Here is a 4402-nt window from a genome sequence, read left to right as displayed (position 1 = left end):
TTAAAAACTCTAACAGGGTAGTCCGCCATGGCGGCGGTACGCCGACCCCTCGGAGGGGGCGTACGGCAGGTCAGGTGAGGCTATTCAGATTTTTATGGAGGCTTCGTTTTTCATGCGAACTCGTTTGCAATTTGTGCTCGCCGCTCTCGGCGTCGCATCCCTTGCACCTTCGGCTTTTGCCCAGGGTGTCACCGTTGGTGGGCAGTTGGAGGCAAACTACACCTACAACTTCAATAAGCCCAGCACACGTAACAATACGTATCTCTTTAACACGACCGACGGACAATTCACCGTCAACTTGGGCGAGATTAGTGTCTCGCGCGCCGCAGTGGATGACAAGGCAGGCTTTGTTCTGCGCCTGATCACCGGTCGGGTTCAGGAAGCATTCCATGCTCTCTACGGCACGGACAATATCCTGGAGGCCTACGGCTCCACCAAGCGCAGCATGGCCGGCAAAGACATGACACTGGACTTTGGCCAGTTTCTCTCTCATGTCGGTTACGAGACTCCGGATGTGGGCGCTGGTAACTTTTTATCCAAGTCGTTCCAGTACCAGTACCTCCAGCCGTTCGTCAATGCAGGGCTACGTGGGACGGTGCCACTGAGCGAAAAGACCTCGCTCACTGGTGTTGTCGCCAACCGTCTCGATGGTGTCAAAGCAGGCGCAAGCCGCGATCTGGCCGTCGGTTTTCAGGTCAAACGTACTTCGGATGCGAGCAGTATCTCCCTAAACACCATGTTTTCCCGCGAAAACATGGGAACAGCAGCAGCCCCTAGGAACCGTCAGACCAATGTCGCTAACATTGTCTACACCAACAAGCTGAGCGAGAGCACGGCAATCGCACTAGACGCGACCATGCGCTCGGGCAAGGATGCGGCTAATCGCACCTACAATGCCACGGGGTTCACGGGGTACCTAACCAAGACCCTGAGCAATGAGAATGTGCTGGGGCTTCGTGCCGAGTATCTGACACAGAACAATGCCACTTCCGGCATCCTGCCGGGCTACCTCACTGCGCCTGCCCGTAAGCCGACCATGAACTCCATCACGGCATCTTACGAGCTAGGCGGTGCCTTCCCCGGAGCACGCACTCTTCTCGAGTTCCGTGCAGATCGTGCGGGTGGCGCCTTCTTCCCAGGGGAAAGAGCAGGAACAGTCAAGCAGGATCAGACCAGCGTGACTTTCAGCCAAATCTTTAAGATCTAGGGTCTTGTTTCCTTGTAGAAACATAACGGAAACAATCACGACCGTAGAATAGATTCACTGGCGGTCGGGTCTGTGCAGACTCTGTACTAGACCCGGCCGCTCTGTCTTTCTCTAAAGAGTAACAGGAGCTACCGATCGTGGCAGGACTGGTAAAAATTGAAGCAGTGATTCGCCCGCAACGCCTAGACGAAGTGAAGGCCTCTCTGGATGATTTTGGTGTCACCGGAATGACCGTCACTGAGGTGCGTGGGGCAGGCAAACAAAAAGGATACACGCAGCACTACCGTGGTGCGGAGTATACTGTCAACCTAATCCAGAAACTTAAACTGGAAATCGTCGTCAACGAAGCGGATGTGGATCGTATTGTCGAAGCGATCGCTTCCGCAGCACGAACGGGTGAGATTGGAGATGGGAAAATCTTCCTCTCCCCGGTACTAGATGCCATCCGTATCCGTACGGGTGAGCGCGGAGGTGAGGCAGTCTAAGGACTTCCTCAATTCCTCTCAACAGCCACGCAACCCTGCGTGGCTGTTTGTTTTCCGTGTAAAACACCGAAACAATACCGAAACATAATATTCCTAAAATAGCCGTGTACTCACTTACCCGAATGGCCGCCGGACCTCGTGTCCTATTACTTGCGGCAAAAAAGGATAGTTTCATGCGGTTAATTCCCACACTCAAGCGACTGGCGCTCCTGTGCGGAGCCTCCCTCGCTCTGCTACCCCTTGGAGTGGTGGTGCATGCACAAGACGCCACGCCTGCCCCCGTAGCGACCCCAGCTCCCGCAGAAGCGACCGTTACGGGTGACCCCACTGGTATTGCCAACCCAGACTTCATTACCAAGTACGATGGGACGCTCAAGAATGACAAGGGCGAGGTCATCAATGCCAAAGCACCGGATCTCAATAACGGTGATATCGCATGGATGCTGATTGCTTCGGCGCTGGTTCTTTTTATGACACCTGGCCTCGCCCTCTTCTACGCAGGGATGGCACGCGTCAAAAACGTCCTCAATGTGCTAATGCAGAGCTTCATCGCCATGTCCATCGTCACAGTTGTCTGGATCGTTGTCGGCTATTCCCTAGCATTTTCCCCAGGCAGCGGCGCAACCGCCGGGATTATCGGGGGCATGGACTTTGCTATGCTCAAGGGCGTGGGCCAGACAACCTTTGCCTGGAACGGCACACCGATGACCATCCCTCATCAGGTGTTTATGTGCTTCCAGATGATGTTTGCCGTCATCACTCCAGCGCTTATCTCCGGTGCGATTGTCGAGCGCATGAAGTTCTCCGCTTACTGTGTCTTCATCGCTCTCTGGAGCTTGCTAGTCTACTCTCCGATGGCGCACATGGTCTGGGGTGCGGGGGGCTTGCTCTTCAAAAAGGGCGCGCTCGACTTCGCGGGTGGCACCGTTATCCACATGACCTCGGGATTCTCCGCTCTCGTGCTCGCGATTCTCCTGGGCAAGCGACGGCTCTCCTCCCACGAGGACACGCGCCCTCACAACCTCCCCATGACCCTGATCGGAACAGGCATCCTCTGGTTTGGCTGGTTTGGCTTCAACGCGGGTTCCGCGGGCGCCGCCAATGGCCTTGCGGGTAGCGCCTTCACAGTGACCCATATCGCCGCTGCGGTAGCGGGGCTGGTCTGGTGTCTGATTGAGTGGGTTCATGTCAAGCAGCCAACGGCTCTCGGCTTTGCCTCGGGCGCAGTCGCAGGGCTGGTAGCAATCACCCCTGCCTCAGGATTTGTGAGCGCAACAAGCGCGATCATCATCGGTGCGGTGGTTCCTTTCATCTCCTACGGTGCGATTCAGCTCAAAAACAAGCTGCAAAAGTACGACGATACCCTGGATGTCTTTGCCGTTCACGGGCTCGGCGGTACTTGGGGAGCAATCGCCACGGGTATCTTTGCGGATGAAAAAGTCAATAGTGTTGTCACTGCCTCCATCAAGCCGGAAGATGGTGGACGCGGTCACCTAATGCTCGCCCAGTTCAGCAGCATTGGGCTAGCAATCCTCTTTGGCGTGGTTGGGACACTTGTCATTAGCCTGATCCTGAAGGTTCTCTTCAAGGGAATCGTGGTGAGTGGCAATGAGGAAGAGGCGGGCCTCGATCTCACACAGCACGGGGAAACCGGCTATGTCCACGCTAATGGCGGTGCCGAATCCGCAGCGACTCACTAGAGCTCACTAAACCCTAAAGTTCATCTAGGAAACCGACCTTGGCTCTGCTGGGGTCGGTTTTCTTTTGAAGCGTTGCAAGACGGGTACAATTGCCTCATCATGAAGACAGGACTAGAGGTACTGGCTGCGGACGGTTTTAGAAAGCTCAAGGGCAAGAAGATCGGGCTGGTGACGCACCCAGCGGCGGCGCTTGCAGACGGGACACCCGCCATCGAGACGCTCCAAGCAGGGGGGGTGAGAGTTGCTGCCCTCTTTGGGCCAGAACATGGCGTGCGCGGCGATATCCCGGCGGGCAAGTGGATCGCGTCTGATAAAGACAGTAAGACGGGCCTGCCGGTCTACTCCCTCTATGGTAAGACCAAAGTCCCGACGGTGGCGATGCTGCAGGGGCTGGACGTATTGGTCTTTGCGCTTCAGGATATCGGCTGCCGCAGCTACACCTATCTCTCCACCCTCGGCTGCGTGCTAGAAGGCGCGGCACGGGTAAACCTGCCCGTGCTGGTGCTGGATCGCCCCAACCCGCTAGGGCTGACGCGAGTTGAGGGAGGACCGGTTCAGCCAGGTTTCACGTCGTTTGTGAGTAAGTATCCCGTCGCCTACCGACACGGCATGACATTGGGCGAGCTGGCTAAGATGCTCATCAGCAAGGGCTGGCTCCCGGAGGGGCTCAAACCCAAACTGGAGGTAGTGGCTTGCGAGGGGCTTAAGCGCACCGATCCAGGCTGGGATACACGCCGCTGGATTCCCACCTCCCCCAATATCCCGACCCTGCGCGCCGCACAGCTCTATGCCGCCACCGGCATTATCGGGGAGCTAGACTGCATCGCCATTGGTGTGGGCACCGACGATCCCTTTGGCTATTTTGGAAGCCCGACTCTGGACAGTGCGAAGCTGCTGACGGCGCTTCAGCGCGTGCCGGTCGCCGGATTTACCTACGAGGCCGTTACCTTCACGCCCTCGCGTGGCCTGTTCTCCGGCCAGAAATGCCGGGGGGTACGCGTCAAAGCCCC

Annotated in this window: 4 protein-coding genes; all 4 read left to right on the top strand. The window is 56.9% G+C overall.

Features of this window, described 5'->3' with window-relative positions:
• Nucleotides 1-112 precede the first annotated feature (112 nt).
• Nucleotides 113-1207, top strand: coding sequence for an outer membrane beta-barrel protein (locus ACH2EH_RS12775; RefSeq protein ID WP_395142227.1), 1095 nt, complete (start codon nt 113-115; stop codon nt 1205-1207).
• Nucleotides 1208-1353: 146 nt separating this feature from the next.
• Entirely contained in the window at nt 1354-1692 is a 339-nt protein-coding gene (locus ACH2EH_RS12770) for a P-II family nitrogen regulator (protein WP_395088742.1), read from the top strand.
• A 173-nt stretch (nt 1693-1865) separates the two neighbouring features.
• Nucleotides 1866-3392: an ammonium transporter gene (locus ACH2EH_RS12765; RefSeq protein ID WP_395142225.1), complete on the top strand. Its 1527-nt coding sequence runs from the start codon at nt 1866-1868 to the stop codon at nt 3390-3392.
• A 99-nt stretch (nt 3393-3491) separates the two neighbouring features.
• Nucleotides 3492-4402: exo-beta-N-acetylmuramidase NamZ domain-containing protein (locus ACH2EH_RS12760; protein WP_395142223.1), on the top strand; the 911-nt coding region annotated here is incomplete at its 3' end.

It is taken from the genome of Armatimonas sp., from assembly GCF_043760365.1.
Classification (GTDB): domain Bacteria; phylum Armatimonadota; class Armatimonadia; order Armatimonadales; family Armatimonadaceae; genus Armatimonas.
This window is presented reverse-complemented; position numbering and strand designations above follow the sequence as displayed.

What these genes read in the sequence shown, in the direction of transcription:
- ACH2EH_RS12775 (WP_395142227.1), top strand. Translation starts at nt 113, where the DNA reads ATGCGAACTCGTTTGCAATTTGTGCTCGCCGCTCTCGGCGTCGCATCC.
- ACH2EH_RS12765 (WP_395142225.1), top strand. Translation starts at nt 1,866, where the DNA reads ATGCGGTTAATTCCCACACTCAAGCGACTGGCGCTCCTGTGCGGAGCC.